The following is a 16,827-nucleotide window of genomic DNA, read 5'->3' as shown; positions in this document are numbered from 1 at the left end:
CATCCTCCTTTGACCCCTGCTGAACCACAGGGATCTATTATTCTATTTTTTATAAAAATGCTCTTACGCTAACTTTTCTTGCAACGTTTTTAATTGCTGAATAAACTTATGAAACTGCGGAATATCCATTTGCTGTGCAGAATCTGATAGTGCAACTGCTGGGTCCGGATGTACTTCCGCCATAATTGCATCAGCACCAATGGCCATCGCTGCTTTCGCTGTTGGTAGCAGTAAATCTCGTCTTCCTGTCGAATGTGTCACATCAACTACCACTGGGAGATGAGTTTCTTTTTTCAAAATCGGCACGGCCGAAATATCCAACGTATTTCTTGTCGCTTTTTCATAAGTGCGAATCCCGCGCTCACATAAAATGATTTGATTATTACCTTGTGAAATGATGTACTCCGCTGCATGGATGAACTCTTCAATCGTGGCAGAAAGTCCCCGTTTTAAAAGAATTGGTTTATTTACTTTCCCGACTGTTTTCAGTAAATCGAAGTTTTGCATATTGCGAGCCCCAACTTGAATAACATCTACGTAGTCTAGTGCAAGCTCTACATCATTAGGGGAAACAATTTCACTAACAATCGACATCCCCAATTCATTTCCGACTTCTCTTAAAATCTTCAGGCCTTCTACCCCTAAGCCTTGGAAGTCATAAGGTGATGTCCGTGGCTTAAATGCGCCGCCGCGCATGATGCTTAAGCCTTGCTCTTTCATAGCAACGGCAACCTCTCTTACTTGTTCATAGCTTTCAACCGCACATGGTCCCATAATAAATCTTTGTTTTCCATCACCGAACGTTTCCCCATTAATGTCGACAATGGTATTTTCAGGATGCGCCTTCCGCGACACTAGCAATACTTTCCGACTATCGTCTTCTTGAAGCTCTAAGCTTGCTTTAAATATTTCTTTAAAAATATGTTGAATAGTTGATGTTTTAAAATGTCCGTGGTGATGTTTAATAATTAAATCAAGTGATTCTCGTTCACGAACAGGATCAAAACGATTAACTCCTTGTTTTTTCTTCTCTTCTCCAATTTCGTGGACGACTTCAGCTCTTTCGTTCAATAAATGTAACATCTCTAAGTTAATCTCATCAATTTTGTTTCGTAATTGCGTTAATTTATTGGTTGTCATCTTTATTCCTCCTGAATATTTATGATTAAATTCGTGAATTTTTTTGTGAAGTTTCCCCTAAGCATTATTTCTAAACAAAGCATCAACTCCTTTAAATTTGTTTGGACGGTTAAAAAAAAGCCCCTACTGGTTTTCCAGTAGGGACGAAACTTCTCGCGGTACCACCCTAGTTGTGAACAACTAACTTGTTCACCTCTCGATTTTGTTAACGATCATATGACCGTCTTTCCCTTCACAAAGATTTCTCCTTGCTACGAAAAAGAAGCTCCAGGATTGTAATTCATGTTGATCTTTGTACTGATTTGCACCGCCATCAGCTCTCTGAATACAGGGAGATCATCCACTACTTGTTTCCTTTCATTGCCTTGCATCTTATTAAATTTTGATAATAAAAAAGTCCCTACTGGTTTTCCAGTAGGGACGAACTTGTCGCGGTACCACCCTAGTTGTGAACAACTAACTTGTTCACCTCTCGATTTTGTTAACGATCATATGACCGTCTTTCCCTTCACAAAGATTTCTCCTTGCTACGAAAAAGAAGCTCCAGGATTGTAATTCATGTTGATCTTTGTACTGATTTGCACCGCCATCAGCTCTCTGAATACAGGGAGATCATCCACTACTTGTTTCCTTTCATTGCCTTGCATCTTATTAAATTTTGATAATAAAAAAGTCCCTACTGGTTTTCCAGTAGGGACGAACTTGTCGCGGTACCACCCTAGTTGTGAACAGTCTTGTTCACCTCTCGATTTTGTTAACGATCATATGACCGTCTTTCCCTTCACAAAGACGACTCTTTGCTACGAAAAAGAAGCTCCAGGACTGTAATTCATGTTGATCTTTGTACTGATTTGCACCGCCATCAGCTCTCTTGAACAGGGAGATCACACACTACTCATGTTCCTTTCAATGCCGAACGAATAATTATTATTTTTCACATTATATATTTGTTCAAGATGATAAGTCAACAATCTTTTATTAATGAACAAAACTTCCTTCCAAAATATAGCTTAGAGACTACACGATCAATGGGTTTTATTTTGTCATGTGTATTTTATGCGAGAGCAATTTTTGTTGAATAAAATGAAGGTATACGAATAAGAGACAAGAATAGCCCCTTAACTCTAAAATAAGTCGACAAGGTTATTTTTAAGGGCATATTTCATAAATTCATGCTTGTCTTTTAAACTGAGTTTTTGCATGATATTTGATTTATGATTTTCTACCGTTTTCGGACTAATGCCTAGCTGTTGTCCAGTCTGGACATTGGTAAATCCTAAAGATGTTAATCGAACAACCTCCTGCTCCCGCTGTGTTAAAACAGACTGAGGTACTTCTGCCATCATTAACCGTTTCAGCTGTTCATCTGGAATTTTTGTTTTATAGAATCGTTTCCCATTGAGCACAGCTTGGATTGCATCATGTAATTCATTCGCCTCACTGTTCTTCAATAAATATCCATGAATCTGATATTGGATTGCCTTTCTAACATATATTTCTTCATCATGCATCGTTAATAAAATAATTTTTGTATCCTTTACTTCTGATAAAATGGTTTTTGATGCCGTAAAACCGTCTAACCCATCCGGCATGGATAGATCCATCAAAATAATATCGGGCTGATGCTTGATAGCCAGACTGATTGCTTCAGATCCGTTTCCGGCTTCAATAATTTCTTTTATATCGATGTAATATTCAAGAAGAAGTTTAATCCCTTTTCTGATTAAAATATGGTCATCCACGATTAAAACTCTCATCCTCTACCTCCATATTCATCGGTACATTCATTGTTATTGCTGTACCATGATTAAGATCTGAATGGATGACCATGGTGCCTTGAATTTGAGAGATGCGTTCTTGCATATGCTTTAAACCCAGCCCTTCTTTCTTCTCATCAAGCTGAAAGCCTACACCATTATCGATTATGGAAATAAAAATAGTGTCTGCTTTTTTCTCGACTTTAATATTCACTTCGGTCGCATGTGAATATTTCATAATATTATGAAGGGCTTCTTGGATTACTCGATATAAATTGATCTCTAACAAAGGATGCAGTCGCTCGTTGAAATTGTAGGAAAAATGAAAGGTTGAACCGGACATTTTTTTCTCTGAAGATTGTATGAGAGATATAATAGTAGGAATTAAACCTAATTCATCAAGACTTTTAGGCCTTAATTGTTGCGAGTATGATTTTACATCTTCCATTACTTTTCCTAATTCAGCACGAACTTCATTTATATATTCATGTAGTTTTATATCTTGAACTCTCGTAATAACGTTATCTAGTGCGATCGCAATACTAAACAGTGATTGTCCGACACCGTCATGTAATTCTTGCGCAAGACGTTTATGCTCCATTTCCTTAGCCTCAGTAAGCCTTTTCAGCATTAATTTAGATATACGTGCTTCTTCTTCTTTTTTCTTCAGTGCTTGGTCACGAAGGACGAGGAGATAATATTTTTCTTTCGACTCATCATCTTCAAAAATTAACGCTGTACTCATTTCAACGTCTATCATATTCCCATGATAGGTAGGCATTTCAGATAAGAAATAAGGAACCTCTTCTCGCGAGATTAAATAACATCTTTCCTCGCCATCACATAATTTTCTTTGCTGACAAAAAGAACAATAAGGAACTTTATCTCCTATTTTCCATCCAGAAAGTCTTTCCGCAGCTGGATTCATTTTTACAATTTCTCTGGATTGTGTCATGACAATAATCCCGTCTTGTATATAATAAAAAATATTCGTTAAGAAAAGTTTTTCGATATCTTGTTTCACCATAAATCTCTCCAAAATTAAATATCTGTTTCTACTATGCACAGAAGAAACTTAGAAAAACAATATGAGCAGAGACTTACTTTTTTTAGTAGATATGAGTCTTTGTACACATATATATCATTAAAAGGAATTAAAAACCCTAGCCATTCGATATGTTCAGCTAAGGTTTAACTATCGTTATTTTAATATAGGTAAATTTTCTTTCTTCCAAGCTATATAGCCACCTTTTAAATTATAGACATCATGCAATCCATTTGCTTGAAGAATACTGGCGGCAATAGCGGAGCGAGCACCGGACCGGCATTGAACAATATATTTTTTTCCAGCTGGAATTTCGTTTAAACGGTTCTTTAATGTTCCAAGCATTATATGTTGTGCTGACTCGATTCTTCCATCATCCCATTCTGATTGATTCCGAACATCAATAAGGTGATATTGGTCATCATGTAACAACTTTTGAAGCTGATGAACATCTATTTCACGATAGTTTTCAAGATTCGATGTATCTTCGAGAGCAATAGCTGGTTCTACTCTAGCAACAATTTTATCTAAACCTATCGATGCTAAGGCTTTTCGGATCGAATCTAGATCTTTCTCCGGTGTAATAAGCACGATGTTTTGATCATAACCTATTAGCCAACCAGCCCAATTAGTTATGGATTTATCGAAAGGGATATTTATTGCTCCCTTAAAATGAGATGCCGCAAAGTCTTTCGCTGAGCGTGTGTCTAAAATAACCGTTTCAGAACTGAATCGTTCTAATTCCTCGACGCTTGATAAAGTTTTAATTGGACCATCATTCAAATAATCTGGACCAAGTTTATTTACTTTTTTCATCATTGCAAAATAAGCAGGAGGCTCTGGTTGCCCGGTAAGTAAGGTAGTAACAAATTCCTCTTCATCTTCTATTTTCAACGCCCAGTTATTTAATTTTTCATACCCTACAGTAGAAACGGGAACGGCGCCTAATGCTTTCCCACAGGCACTGCCCGCTCCATGAGCCGGCCACACTTGCAAATAATCCGGAAGTGATTTGAACTTCTTCAAGGAATGGAACATTTGTCTAGCTCCTAAACTAGCCGTCCCTTTAACACCTGCCGCTTTTTCAAGTAAATCCGGACGGCCAATATCGCCTACAAAAACGAAATCTCCTGAGAAGATTCCCATTGGCTTGGTAGATCCGCTGCCTTTATCTGTCAGTACGAAAGAAATACTTTCTGGGGTATGCCCAGGTGTATGCATCACTTGAAATTCTACCAATCCAATCGTAAATGTACTGCCATCTTTGAGAAGAACATAATTGACTTCATCAAGATATTGATATTTCCAGTTTTCATCGCCTTCATCTGATAAATACAATGTTGCTCCGAGCTGTTTCGCCGCCTCCCTTGAGCCTGATACAAAGTCAGCATGAATATGGGTCTCTGTTGCAGCGATAATTTCAAGCCCTTCTTTTTCGGCTGTTTCTTTATACAATTGCAGATTACGAGCAGGATCAATAATAATCGCTTCTCCGGTGCGCTGACAGCCCACTAAGTAAGACATATGCGCTAAATTTTCATCGAAAAAAGAACGAAAGAACATTTTCAATTCCCCCTATTTACTTTTACAGAACTTGGTAAATAACAATATTGAATATTGATTTTTTTGGACCTCGAAAAAGGAAGCTCAAGTCCTCAGTAACTACTTTTTGTTAATAACCTCCAATAACGTTTCAAAATACTTAAATCCTTTTTGAATAGTAGGATCTTTTAGTAATCGATACATGCGCAGGATAGATATTTGACCTGTATCTTTATTTTCTCGATAACGGTTATTGGTTTCCTTCATAATTTCGATCCCTTTTTGTATTGGTATCACATCATCTATTCCACGAATTAAATAATCTACTGATTTAGAGTCTCCGAGTGTATTCGTGACAAAAAGTGTTAATTCTTCAAGTTTATTAATGAGCGGGACGAGCTTGGGTAAAAATTGAATAAGTGTCACCATAGCTTCCAAATGATCTTTATTTAAGTGTAGGCTTTCTACCTTTTCTTCAGCATCATTTACTAGACTATTTAGCGCATGCTTGTCGTTTAAGGTATTGGTCACAAATGATAATTTATCTTCCATCGATTGAATAGCAGCTGTAAACTCAGGAAGTTTCTTTACTAGATAAAAGAGAGACTCCATTTGTTCACTCTTCTCTAGCTCTTGTAAAACAACATCAAAGTCCGTATCTGTTTTCGTCATGTTCATTATGCTCCCCCTCTCCTTAAAAGTTGTCTTACATTACACCTTTAAGCATTCCATTAAAGTACATGATCGGTAATAAATTCTTCTTCATTAAATACATACTCGTTCTTTCTTTGGATTGGTCGAATGGAAAAGATTCTTGTGGATTTTTATCATAGTCAAATTCTGCTAATACTAGCTTGTTATAACCGGTTACTAATGGACAGGATGTATATCCATCGTACTTCGCTTTCATTTCTTTGCTATTCATAACCGCAAGCAGATTCTCTACCACAACAGGAGCTTGTTTACGAATCGCAGCGCCTGTTTTTGATGTTGGTAAACTGGAACAATCTCCCGCTGCAAAAATATTGCGGAAATGATTATGTCTTAATGTGAATTTATCTACATCAACAAACCCTTCCGCATCTGCAAGCGGACTTTGGGCAATAAATTGCGGGGCTCCCATTGGCGGAGTGACATGGATCATATCGTAATCCTTTGTCATGATTTCATTTGTATCGACATTTTTAAACGTAGCTTTTTTCTTTTGTCCGTCAATTTCAATGAGGTCGATTCGATACTGTGCCTCAATGTTTTTTCGCTCAACGACTTTCTCTAACGTATCTGCATAACGTTTCACTGCGAAAATCTTCGGTAAACCACAAGCAAACAAAATAGATGATTTATGACGTACACCTGAAATTCTGAAGTAATCATCTGCTAGATACATGATTTTTTGCGGTGCTCCACCACATTTTACTTGTGTGCTTGGTTGTGTAAAAATAGCTGTCCCACCATTGAAATTTTGTATAGCCTCCCATGTACTTTGAACATAGTCCACCGAGTAGTTACTGCACACACCATTTTTCCCGATTGCTTCTTTTAATCCTTTTACTTTATCCCAGTAAATTTGAAGACCTGCTGTAACAACAAGATACTCATACTGTATTTGAGTTCCATTACTAGTTACGATGATATTTTTATCAGGAAGAAACTCTTGTACTGCTTCTTTCACCCATTTTGCTCCATCAGGAATTAATGTTTCTTGCTCTCGAATAGAGTCTTCAATATTCGCAGCTCCCCCGCCGACTAGTGTCCACAATGGTTGGTAGTAATGCTTTTCAGAAGGATCAATGATCATTACTTTCCCCTTAAGATAAGGAGCACTCCTTAATAAACGGGAGGCAATAGAAATCCCGGCAGAACCGGCTCCTACAATAGCAATGTTTGTTCCCAGCATATTAGACATTCTGCTTCCTCCTTTTAAAGTGATGAAATAATAGTTGGCAAAACTGTAAGTAAATTATATTAAAACGTTTTCAGTGTATATATAGGGGAAATCCCTCAAATGGGAGGATTCTATGTTCCTCATCCATAAATTGCAAAAAATTCACCCCCCCTATAATTAAGTAGTAAATAGAAGCTTCATATAATTCATTACATTTTAAACCCTTTGAAGTACAAGACCTCTTTTTGATAGACAGTTCTATAAATGTAAAGTTTTTTAAGTTTCCATAACAATTTTTTCAAAACCAAAAGTGGATGAACTTTTACTCAAAATATGTTGTCTATTAGAAAGTATTAGCTAATACAACCCAACATTATAGGAAGTGATAACCGGACTAGAATGTTATGACACCGTGTTTCTAATGGGACGATTTATTATAGGATGAGGGATTGGATCGTTCTCCTATTTAACGAGAGAGAAAAATCAAATTGTAGGAAACACTACAAAGAAAGGACCAACTATATGCCAATAAATCAAAGTAAATCGAAAATTTTACTTAACAAGGTTCCGCAAGTTACTATTTTCTTTTGGATAATCAAAGTTCTATGCACTACTGTCGGTGAAACATTTGCTGATTTTCTAAATTTTAACCTTGGATTTGGTTTATCTTTCACTACCATAATTATGGGAATAGCGTTTTTCATCGCTTTGTTTTTTCAATTTAGAGCAACTAAATATGTTCCAAGCATTTATTGGATAACAGTCGTACTTATTAGTGTATTCGGAACATTAGTTACAGATAATTTGACAGATGGAATGGGAGTTCCTCTTGAGCTTAGTACAGCCGTATTCTCTGTGCTTCTAGGATTAACTTTTCTTTTTTGGTATCTTAGTGAAAAAACACTTTCTATACACTCGATTTATACAAGAAAAAGAGAAGCTTTCTATTGGTTGACTATCCTTTTCACATTTGCACTCGGAACAGCTGTCGGAGATTTATATTCCGAACAACTCGGCCTTGGTTATCTTAACACAGGAATTATCGTGGTAATTATAATAGCGATTATATATATTGCATATAAGTTTTTTAAACTTAATGGGATATTAGCGTTTTGGATTGCGTATATTCTTACTCGTCCACTCGGAGCATCATTAGGAGATTACCTATCTCAAACGAAAGTGAATGGCGGCTTAGGCTTGGGAACAACCATTACAAGCGTCATTTTTCTTATTGCTATATTAGGAATTATTGTTTTTCTTGCTGTTTCAAAAATTGATATATCTACTAAAAGGGAAACAACAAATACAGAACAGACAAATGGTAGCAAGAAGAATGTTTTTATACAAACGATTGTAGTATTATGTGTTTTCTTAATTGTGGGTATCGGAGGTTATACTTGGAGAAGTAATAATTTAGCATTGGAAACCAATGTTTCACAAGCAACATTGAGCGGACAATTATCAGATTTTGTAAAAATCGAAAATGATATGTTCAACGATGTAAGCTCAAATAACTTTATATCGGCAAAAAATAAAGCTAACGAATTGGAACATCAATGGGACACATCGGAACCTAAGCTTAGAAAAATAGATGGCACCACTTGGACTAAAATTGACGGAACTATTTATGTTGTATTAACTGCTGTTCGTACAGGAAATCCTGATGCTAGTAAGTGTAAATCAGCACTTAACAATTCGCTTCATGTACTAAAGGGAGCAAATAAGTAATAATCTTAGGAATCGCAAATTGCGGTTCTTTTTTAATTATAAACCTTTGTACCGTTCAATTTTTTTAAATACCTCGCATTAGACTTAGATAAATTCAAATAAATAGATAAGAGTAGTTTGACATGCATTGACACGGGATAATAGACTGCATTTTCTGTTAATTATTTGATACAATTTATAGAAAAAGAGAGGATATTCGCTCATATATTGAACGAACTATCCTCTTTATATGATAGTCTAATTAACATATGTTTTCCGAGTTTTTACAACGCTAAGCTCATTTTCCTGACATTACTCCAGGATATAATTTCTTAGTCTAATTTTAACCAGCCTTCAAAATCAGAATTATCTTTAAGATTAAAATAAGCTTTGGTAAACCTTACAAATTCTTGTGTATTTAATTCCTTAAATTTATATAACCGATAATAGGTCTTTAAGAATTCTTTAGCTTCATTGATTCCTCCTCTTTTTTCAAACAGTTTCCACAACATATTCATTGATTTCCCATATATAAATGAACTTTGATTATTTCTATACTCATCAATTGGTAAATTGACTACTAGTTCTTTCGATGGCCTTTTTATTAAATTGTAGGGTACCTTTTCTTTTGTAGAAGAAAAGTAATACAGTGATTCAGCGAAATTTGCAAATCCTTCATCTAACCATGCATCATTAAAAGGATCGTTACTAATAATTGCATAAAACCATTGGTGAGCTATTTCATGTACAACCATATTCTTAAGTGCTTCGGAACTAACTTGTTGGCTATTATATATTGAACCGGCTGTTATTATTCCGGGATACTCCATACCCATTTCTCCCAATACAATATCCAACTGTTTAAAAGGATACGGACCAATATTTTGTTGAAAAAAACTTAAAGCATCTTGAGCTACATCGCTTATTTCTTTATATAATTCAATATCATTTTCCATTCCGAATACTCTAATAGAAACATTGTTTTCCTTTTTTAATACGAATTTAGGCTTTTTAAGAATTGATATAAAAACCTCTTTAACGTTATTAATCTCAAATGAGCCTCTATTTTCACTTGGATATTCATCATTTTGGCTTGTAGATGTAATAGTAAATTCTTTAGGGATATCATATGTAATCTTAAAATCACTAAATCCAGTATGATAGGATTCTCCCCTAAATTGATATTTTTCTTTATTCCACTTATGGTTTCTGTAAGTAGCTAGCATAGGATAAAACTGGGCCAGGAAGTAGTTATCACCATTCTTTGTCAGTCTTATACCTTTTTCAGGAAGAGTGAAATCGTAAGAAAAATGTACCACAGTTTCTTTTTTTGGTTGAATCTTTGATGACAAAGATACTTTGAGAGTATCTTCATCTAATTTGAAACTAACATTTTTCTCGTTAATTTTGACCTTCTTAAAATTTATTGTGGATGGATATTCTAGTTGTGGAGCATTTTTTCTAGTAAACATATTTGGAATAAAATAAAACACCAGTTCATTCCATGCATCTGGAGAAGTGTTTTTGATTTTGATCGTAGATTCTATGTGGAAGACACCATTAGTATTCATTGTAAGATTAATTCTATATTTACTTTCGTTTCCCTGCTTTATAAAACTTGGTTTAAAACCAAGCATAGAATTAATTTTAGATGATTCTACCCTCTTAACATTATTAGTTTTGAAAATAGTATAAGAAAGACCAATCATAAGGAAAACAAAGCAAGCTAATAGAATCAGCTTATTCTTTATCTTCATCTCCTCCTTATTTTTTACTAATATATAATAAAAATTGAAGGTTTATTCGTTTTAATCTAAATCAAGTCCCTATAAAAATTTAATAGAATAAACTATTTGACTGATATAATAATTTACTGATACCAAGATGCTTGAAACTCATACATATTATAATATTCACCTTTCTTTTCATTAAATATTCATGAGAGCCTCCCTCAATAATTTCACCATTCTTCATCACAATAATGTGGTCGGTCCGCCATTCTTGCAGATGTCATTCTATGTGAAATAAATATAGCCGCTTTCACTTTAACAATTTCAATAAATTGATTAAAATTGATAATTCACTTTTTGGATCTAACGAAGCTGTAGGCTCATCCAAAATGTTTTTAAATAATGCTTGCATGTAAAATGACTTTTTCTTGTGTTTTTTGTTTACCTTCTAAAAAAGTAGACTTTTACAACAGCTACTTGAATTTACTTTTGTCTATTAAAAAACAATGGGATCTTAAGTATCCACCGGAAATATATCTAACTACATTTCCAATAAAAATTTCTATTGGACTTGAATTCCAAGATAAACTAATGGAATATAAGCTTTCCTCACTTCTTTTATCGTATCCTTGATTCATTCATAGTATGATAGACTAATTTAAAAAAATTTTTAATAATATGTGAGAAAAAAATGGTTCCTTCTCGTTATATAGGATGTAAAAGCTTTTACAAAAAAATAAGGGGATTTCTATATGAAGTCAAATGAAACAAATTTTATACAGCGATTACATCGTAAAAAGGAAGATGCATTAGAATATATAGTCGATAAATATTTACCATTAATTAAGGGTGTAACTTATAAAGTTCTATCTCCCCTTAATAATAACGGAATCATGGAAGAGTGTATGAATGATATTTTACTTTCAATATGGGAACATTCCCATAAGTTTAACGGAGACTCTAAGGATTTTAAAAAATGGATTTGTTCAATAGCAAAATTCAAATCTATTGATTATTACAGAAGAGCAAGTAAAAAAGTGGAATTTACATCCAACCATTTAGATTTACACTCAGAAAAATCAATTGAGGATGAATTAATATTTCTTGAAAAAAGAACGGAATTAATAAACTTAATCAATAAACTGGAACCTCTTGAACGGGAAATTTTTATTATGAAGTTTTTCCTTGGTTTAAAAACGGAAGAAATAGCAATGAAACTGGGGTTAACTAAAGCATCCATTGACAATCGAATTTATAGAGGAAAAAAGAAACTTAATAAAAGGGCATCAAACCTTAAGTTGGGAGAGAATGGGATTTGAAAGATATTTACGAATTATTAAATGAAATTGACTTAGACGAAAATGAATTTGTAGAAATGGAAGTCAATGAATTAGAAACGGCCAAAGTCAAGAATGCCCTAAAAAAATCAATCAATGAAAAGAAAAAATGGAAAAGTAAAAGTTGGAGAAAGAATATTATTGCTGCCTCCATTTTCGTATGCATCTCGGCTACAACCATTGGATTAACCTTTCCATCTTATGCTAAAAACATCCCTGTAATTGATAATATTTTTCGCTTTTTTGATCATAAAAAAACTGGTCCTTATGATAAAAGAAATGAGAAATCTGATATTTCAATAGTTAAAGGAAACGGACTATATTATGATTACAAGAAGTTTTCCAATACCATTAATTTAACGAAGGAAAGTAATGGTATAAAATTCACTATTAATGATGCAGTATTTGATGGAAAGACGGTTACCTTAACTTATTCTATTGAGAGCAATCAAAATTTAGGTAATATAGGTATTCCTTTGCCAAAAATAAAAGGGATGCAGGCTATAGGGGGAAGCGGTGAGACTAAAAAAATAGATTCGAACAAATATGTAGGAATTTTGACGGCTAGTAATATGGAAGACACAAAATTGGATGTTGCTGATATCCATTGGAATATTGAGGGTATGAAGAACCCAGAAAATGGGACTGTTATTAAAGGTAGTTGGAATTTTGCATTTAAAGTAGATGCCACTGATAGCAAGATACAAATAGCCGTAAGTTCTGCTGAGAAAAATGGCGTAAAGGTAAATATCAAAAAAATCACCTTTAATCCTATGTCCTTTACCGTTTATTATGATCAAGAAGTATCGGAAATGACTAAAAAGAAGTCGGACGGAGTGTATGTTGAATTAGAAATAAAAGACGATTTAGGAAATCTCTATTCTGGGAGAGATAATGGTGGTATGGGTAAAGAAGGGTCTTATAATATAAGTTGGAGTAAAACATTCGGAAAATTGGATTCGAATGCAAAAGAGCTTATTATTACACCTCATATCACCTTAAAAGATTATCATTCAAATGATTACGCTTTTGTATCAAATGAGATTCATATAAAATTAAAGAAATAAGGGATTATATCTAAAGGACTGCCTTTATAAATTGAGCAGTCTATTTTATTTAATTATTTTAAAAGTATAATTATAAGACTTACTAGAACTTCATTTTCAAGTTTTAAGCATCAAAAAACACCGTTTTTTAAAGGAAATGACACTGTCTCTACTGCATTGATTTCCTTAAAGTAATAAAAAAAGCTGCTAATTTTAATTGATCATCAGCTCAGCTCTATCTCCATTTAGTTGCATTATAATCTTTATAAAGATTCAAGTATATATACTAGCGTAAGCTTTCATTTTACGAAATCTTATGGTTTAAGTCCCTCATGTCCCTTCAATCATAAATTTTCCGATAGTCAACCATATGTTTTCACTAAGTCCTTATTTTCTTGGGATAAGAACTATCATTTACTTGTAAAGAAAATCATATATCAATGATATGGCTTCGTAAAGTATCGAAATCAAGTATAATGTTACATTAAGAATTTACGGGTATTCTAAAAAAAGAACTATGATTTAGTAACGGGTTCTGTTTTGAAGTACAAAATTCGGAAAAGCAATTTAAATAGCGTACCAAATAACATTAAAAACACAAAGTATTTCGCGGTGTGTTTTTAATGATCAAATAGAAAGGCTTATTTAACTACGGAACCCTTTAGCTGGATAATTAGGAAGATAAATCCAGTATCATTTGTATTCTATGCAACGAGAAAATTACAGTAGTTAATGGTATCAGAGCAGCAAAAAAATTACTTTCAAAGATTGCTTTCCATAATGTCAAGCCGTTACGAAGCTTATAAATTAACAAAAATGTTGAGATAGTAATTGATGAAAATAATAGCCATAAAAAAGTTTTTTGTTTTTTTACTTCAAAATCAATTTCATCAATATACCAAGTATCATCTCCAGAAAAGGATAGAGTTTTTACATTTTTTTCAATCCCTAACAAATTGAATGATTTTAGCGAAACATTATCTTTTTGCACTTTTTCAATATCATATCCATTTGGTAAAAATGAAACTTTGTACACAATAAGATATGAACCAAAGGTAAGGATACTTGCAATTAATAAAAAGGCTAAAAAATTTTTAACCTTTCTCATAAAATTGTTATTCATTATTGTTTTCACCTGTTTCTATCAAACTGCTTTTTAGTATATGAAGTCACATAAATTATCATGGCAATAAAGTAATTTACTGTATCATTTATATTCGAATTGTCAGAAAGGTCCCCTCTTAATTATACGGAATATTTCTAAAAGAGTTTCAGTATTCGATAATTCGTTAGCCTAGATGCAAAACTTCACATTATTTATGTTTATTAAAAAAAGATGCTTAAAATCATTTAATTATTTGTGTAAGTCCAAAAATTAACCAATAGGCGATTGTCCCAACCATCCTCCAAGGGGATTTTCTAACCATAATACCGATACATACACAAAGCAAAGTAAATAAAGAGAAACCTACCATTCGTAATTGCCCTTCAAATGGACCAAATTTATTTAAAGCGTGTAAAAAAGTAGAAAAGATAAGGATTGTAATTATAGCGATAGTTGTGCTATTCGATAATTTCATATTTAGCCCCTTCATCCCCAGATTTTTTTATAAATGAAAAGATATTCATTTTTTTATTATTATTCCACAAATATCCTAGACTTTCCTTTTTCAACAATCCTGCCCCTTTTGTTAAATAAGAAAGGTGTCCTATTATTTAATAAGTAGTTCCGATAACGTGGATAAAACACAAAATCGCTGGGAGAATAACACAAGCTTTCAGGTAAAAAAAGCAGGTGAAAATACCATATAATTTGCACAAAAAAAGCTCAGGATTTCCCTTGCTTTTCTTTATAGATATTATTAATTTAAAGTCCTCATTACTTCAATGGAGTTCATATCCATTTAAGATATTTTTCATTAATTCATTAGAAATCTGTATGGCTTTATTTCTACTTTTGGCAGGTCCTGAAACGAGCAATCCATTTTGAGCTTCCCAAGTTTGGCCCCTATCATTTACAGGAGGAAATTCTTCAATAGTCACTTTACTAAGGTCTTTGTTTATAAAAAGGACACCATAACTATGAACAACAGGTTTTCTATCTTTATAATAAGCATAAATAATATTCCCGGAACCATTCTTTTGAAACTTTATTTCTAATTGTTTATCTTTATCATCAGGGTTTGGATGGATAACTCCTATTAACTCTATTTTACCGATAAATGTTTTGCTACCTAATAAAGAATGTTGTAGCTTCCCATTAATACTAATTGTCACAGGTTTTGGATTGTTATTGCTACCCAGTTGAAATTCAACTCCGCTAATGGAGCGATTAATATTCTTAGGATGAGTGTAATAAAAGCCCCGGACTGTCACGAACACTATTATTAAAACTAAAAAAAAAGAAATCAACCATTTCTTCATTAAATCCCCCCACTATTCCCTTTAATAAAGAACCCTTCATATTTACCTCTTCCAAATCAATTATTAAGATATTCTGTGGAATGGTAACAAATTCCTTCTTAAATTAAACTGACCCGTTAGCCACCCATGCAGCGCATAAATAAGCGCTGCACCACAGAGGATGAAAATGGGGGTAATACACTATGGTGCCTTTGAGCCCATCCGTTTACCTTTACTTATATATGGTTTTGCACTCTTTTTTTTGTTTGTACTAGCTTGCCAACGATTCCACCCCTTCTTGTCTGTTCCTCTCCCTGTACCGCCTTTTCCTTTAGCTTTACTCATAAAATCACTCCAATATTATTCTAAGTTGATTTACCTATCGAGTTAGTTTTAGTCATTTTACTCGGTTATTAACCAATCATCTTGCAAAAAAACAATATCCTTCCACACTCCCCATACTAATGTGAACAAAAGAGTCCAATAATGGTTATTATCACTTAAATTCTGAAGTCATCCTTGTAAATAATATCCCAAATACTTTCAAACATTATTTTCACTCCCTAAAAAGGGTAAACCATTTTATCTATTACCACAAGTTTCTAGAAAGAGTATGGTTTCCAACCACAATTTTCGCTAACCTGCCCAAATTTCTCCTAAGCACAAGTACATAATGATTAAAAGAAATCAACGAAGCCGCAAGAGTTTGCAAGCTTTTTCATTTTCTGTTATGATAAGTAGGAATTATTTTTGTTCGGTGTAAAGGATAGTATAAGTGTCGACTTTTCGTCTTGATGATCACTTTGGGCAAGGATAGTAACACATTGTGTGGTTACACACTAGGAGGCAACAAAAATGGAACAAGGTACAGTTAAATGGTTTAATGCAGAAAAAGGTTTTGGTTTTATCGAGCGTGCTAATGGAGGCGACGTATTCGTACACTTCTCAGCTATCCAAAGTGAAGGTTTCAAATCTTTAGACGAAGGTCAAAAAGTTACATTTGATGTTGAGCAAGGACCTCGTGGAGATCAAGCAGCTAACGTTCAAAAAGCTTAATCTAAATAAAATTATTCAAACAGGCCCTAATAGAGCCTGTTTTTTTATGTATTTCTAGATTATTCTTATATAAAAAAAACCTACTCAACAGTGAGTAGGAATCTAAAACAGGTACAGTAAAATGATTTTGAGCTTTAAAGGTTCACTACAGTATAACATATTGATTAACAATATACAGA

The 16,827-nt window shown here is 33.7% G+C and carries 15 protein-coding genes and 3 other annotated features; of the genes, 4 read left to right on the top strand and 11 right to left on the bottom strand.

All coding sequences use genetic code 11. The features are described 5' to 3' along the window. Window positions 1–63: 63 nt before the first annotated feature. The 6 genes from NSQ59_RS03035 to NSQ59_RS03010 all read right to left on the bottom strand — a co-directional run bounded on the left by NSQ59_RS03035 (window position 64) and on the right by NSQ59_RS03010 (window position 7,390). Window positions 64–1,140: a bifunctional 3-deoxy-7-phosphoheptulonate synthase/chorismate mutase gene (locus NSQ59_RS03035; RefSeq protein WP_340829098.1), complete on the bottom strand. Its 1,077-nt coding sequence runs from the start codon at window positions 1,138–1,140 to the stop codon at window positions 64–66. A 136-nt stretch (window positions 1,141–1,276) separates the two neighbouring features. After that, window positions 1,277–1,510, bottom strand: a binding site (T-box leader). 43 nt (window positions 1,511–1,553) lie between these two features. Next, window positions 1,554–1,786 (bottom strand) — a binding site (T-box leader). 43 nt (window positions 1,787–1,829) lie between these two features. After that, window positions 1,830–2,059, bottom strand: a binding site (T-box leader). 205 nt (window positions 2,060–2,264) lie between these two features. Continuing rightward, window positions 2,265–2,897 (bottom strand): response regulator transcription factor, encoded by a 633-nt coding sequence (locus tag NSQ59_RS03030; protein WP_055738196.1) that lies wholly within the window; start codon window positions 2,895–2,897, stop codon window positions 2,265–2,267. Next, entirely contained in the window at window positions 2,875–3,924 is a 1,050-nt protein-coding gene (locus NSQ59_RS03025) for a PAS domain-containing sensor histidine kinase (RefSeq protein ID WP_340829095.1), read from the bottom strand. The genes NSQ59_RS03030 and NSQ59_RS03025 overlap by 23 nt, the downstream gene beginning before the upstream one ends. Window positions 3,925–4,098: 174 nt before the next feature. Next, window positions 4,099–5,505 carry an MBL fold metallo-hydrolase gene (locus NSQ59_RS03020; RefSeq protein ID WP_340829092.1) on the bottom strand — a complete coding sequence of 469 codons (1,407 nt, stop codon included), beginning with the start codon at window positions 5,503–5,505 and terminating at the stop codon, window positions 4,099–4,101. 99 nt (window positions 5,506–5,604) lie between these two features. Further along, a complete protein-coding gene (locus NSQ59_RS03015; RefSeq protein WP_055738193.1) occupies window positions 5,605–6,162 on the bottom strand; it encodes a hypothetical protein in 558 nt (185 codons plus the stop codon). Window positions 6,163–6,190: 28 nt separating this feature from the next. After that, window positions 6,191–7,390: an FAD/NAD(P)-binding oxidoreductase gene (locus NSQ59_RS03010; RefSeq protein ID WP_055738192.1), complete on the bottom strand. Its 1,200-nt coding sequence runs from the start codon at window positions 7,388–7,390 to the stop codon at window positions 6,191–6,193. A gap of 501 nt (window positions 7,391–7,891) precedes the next feature. On the opposite strand from NSQ59_RS03010, the gene NSQ59_RS03005 reads away from it, so the two are divergent. Continuing rightward, the gene (locus NSQ59_RS03005; RefSeq protein WP_340829089.1) at window positions 7,892–9,097 is read left to right on the top strand and encodes a COG4705 family protein; all 1,206 of its coding nucleotides are present in this window, start codon (window positions 7,892–7,894) and stop codon (window positions 9,095–9,097) included. A gap of 311 nt (window positions 9,098–9,408) precedes the next feature. On the opposite strand, the gene NSQ59_RS03000 is transcribed toward NSQ59_RS03005, so the two are convergent. Next, window positions 9,409–10,833: a M1 family metallopeptidase gene (locus NSQ59_RS03000; RefSeq protein WP_055738191.1), complete on the bottom strand. Its 1,425-nt coding sequence runs from the start codon at window positions 10,831–10,833 to the stop codon at window positions 9,409–9,411. Window positions 10,834–11,558: 725 nt separating this feature from the next. Here NSQ59_RS03000 and NSQ59_RS02995 point away from each other — a divergent pair. Next, entirely contained in the window at window positions 11,559–12,125 is a 567-nt protein-coding gene (locus NSQ59_RS02995; protein ID WP_055738190.1) for a sigma-70 family RNA polymerase sigma factor, read from the top strand. After that, window positions 12,122–13,210 (top strand): DUF4179 domain-containing protein, encoded by a 1,089-nt coding sequence (locus NSQ59_RS02990; protein ID WP_055738189.1) that lies wholly within the window; start codon window positions 12,122–12,124, stop codon window positions 13,208–13,210. The genes NSQ59_RS02995 and NSQ59_RS02990 overlap by 4 nt, the downstream gene beginning before the upstream one ends. Before the next feature lie 652 nt (window positions 13,211–13,862). Here the strand turns inward: NSQ59_RS02990 and NSQ59_RS02985 are convergent. The 4 genes from NSQ59_RS02985 to NSQ59_RS02970 form a co-directional block, all read right to left on the bottom strand. Beyond that, a complete protein-coding gene (locus tag NSQ59_RS02985) occupies window positions 13,863–14,312 on the bottom strand; it encodes a hypothetical protein (RefSeq protein WP_055738188.1) in 450 nt (149 codons plus the stop codon). A 223-nt stretch (window positions 14,313–14,535) separates the two neighbouring features. Next, window positions 14,536–14,769, bottom strand: a complete 234-nt coding sequence (locus NSQ59_RS02980) for a hypothetical protein (protein WP_055738187.1) — start codon at window positions 14,767–14,769, stop codon at window positions 14,536–14,538. A 304-nt stretch (window positions 14,770–15,073) separates the two neighbouring features. Then, window positions 15,074–15,613 (bottom strand): hypothetical protein, encoded by a 540-nt coding sequence (locus NSQ59_RS02975; protein ID WP_055738186.1) that lies wholly within the window; start codon window positions 15,611–15,613, stop codon window positions 15,074–15,076. 180 nt (window positions 15,614–15,793) lie between these two features. Continuing rightward, window positions 15,794–15,937 (bottom strand): DUF3934 domain-containing protein, encoded by a 144-nt coding sequence (locus NSQ59_RS02970; RefSeq protein ID WP_083489192.1) that lies wholly within the window; start codon window positions 15,935–15,937, stop codon window positions 15,794–15,796. A gap of 510 nt (window positions 15,938–16,447) precedes the next feature. Here NSQ59_RS02970 and NSQ59_RS02965 point away from each other — a divergent pair. Then, complete coding sequence (locus NSQ59_RS02965; protein ID WP_055738185.1) at window positions 16,448–16,648, top strand: cold-shock protein; 201 nt, start codon at window positions 16,448–16,450, stop codon at window positions 16,646–16,648. Window positions 16,649–16,827 lie beyond the last annotated feature (179 nt).

The organism is Margalitia sp. FSL K6-0131, assembly GCF_038008735.1.
GTDB classification, from domain to species: Bacteria; Bacillota; Bacilli; order Bacillales; family Bacillaceae_C; genus Margalitia; species Margalitia shackletonii.
Note: the sequence above shows the minus strand (reverse complement) of the source record. Positions and strands in the feature narration are given on the sequence as shown.

Coding starts and splice junctions, on each gene's coding strand:
- NSQ59_RS03030 (WP_055738196.1), bottom strand. CDS start 2,897: ATGAGAGTTTTAATCGTGGATGACCATATTTTAATCAGAAAAGGGATT.
- NSQ59_RS03005 (WP_340829089.1), top strand. CDS start 7,892: ATGCCAATAAATCAAAGTAAATCGAAAATTTTACTTAACAAGGTTCCG.
- NSQ59_RS02965 (WP_055738185.1), top strand. CDS start 16,448: ATGGAACAAGGTACAGTTAAATGGTTTAATGCAGAAAAAGGTTTTGGT.
- NSQ59_RS02985 (WP_055738188.1), bottom strand. CDS start 14,312: ATGAATAACAATTTTATGAGAAAGGTTAAAAATTTTTTAGCCTTTTTA.
- NSQ59_RS02995 (WP_055738190.1), top strand. CDS start 11,559: ATGAAGTCAAATGAAACAAATTTTATACAGCGATTACATCGTAAAAAG.
- NSQ59_RS02970 (WP_083489192.1), bottom strand. CDS start 15,937: ATGAGTAAAGCTAAAGGAAAAGGCGGTACAGGGAGAGGAACAGACAAG.
- NSQ59_RS03035 (WP_340829098.1), bottom strand. CDS start 1,140: ATGACAACCAATAAATTAACGCAATTACGAAACAAAATTGATGAGATT.
- NSQ59_RS02980 (WP_055738187.1), bottom strand. CDS start 14,769: ATGAAATTATCGAATAGCACAACTATCGCTATAATTACAATCCTTATC.
- NSQ59_RS03015 (WP_055738193.1), bottom strand. CDS start 6,162: ATGAACATGACGAAAACAGATACGGACTTTGATGTTGTTTTACAAGAG.
- NSQ59_RS03010 (WP_055738192.1), bottom strand. CDS start 7,390: ATGTCTAATATGCTGGGAACAAACATTGCTATTGTAGGAGCCGGTTCT.
- NSQ59_RS03000 (WP_055738191.1), bottom strand. CDS start 10,833: ATGAAGATAAAGAATAAGCTGATTCTATTAGCTTGCTTTGTTTTCCTT.
- NSQ59_RS03020 (WP_340829092.1), bottom strand. CDS start 5,505: ATGTTCTTTCGTTCTTTTTTCGATGAAAATTTAGCGCATATGTCTTAC.
- NSQ59_RS03025 (WP_340829095.1), bottom strand. CDS start 3,924: ATGGTGAAACAAGATATCGAAAAACTTTTCTTAACGAATATTTTTTAT.
- NSQ59_RS02975 (WP_055738186.1), bottom strand. CDS start 15,613: ATGAAGAAATGGTTGATTTCTTTTTTTTTAGTTTTAATAATAGTGTTC.